Annotated in this window: 1 protein-coding gene; it reads right to left on the bottom strand. The window is 47.6% G+C overall.

Going from position 1 to position 252, the window contains the following annotated elements:
- Nucleotides 1-252, bottom strand: a 252-nt coding sequence (locus SB816_RS33520) for a TIM-barrel domain-containing protein (protein WP_410548443.1), incomplete at both ends; no start/stop codon positions are given.

Here is a 252-nt window from a genome sequence, read left to right as displayed (position 1 = left end):
CTGGATCAGGCTTATCACCAGAAAAACCACCGACATCATGACCAATGTTATACAATCCTGAGAGGCTCATTCCCAGCCCCATGCGGGTGTTGTATCGAAGGGTATCCCAGTTAGTTCGGTTGTCCCCACTCCATGTCTGAACATAACGCTGCAATCCGGCGCATCCAGAGCGGGAAATCAAATATGGTCGTTTGTTCGGTGCAAATTTTTGCTGTGCTTCCATAGATGCTCTGCACATTAAAAGAGGCATTA

Source organism: Achromobacter sp. SIMBA_011 (assembly GCF_046535435.1).
GTDB lineage: Bacteria > Pseudomonadota > Gammaproteobacteria > Burkholderiales > Burkholderiaceae_B > Achromobacter > Achromobacter dolens.
This window is presented reverse-complemented; position numbering and strand designations above follow the sequence as displayed.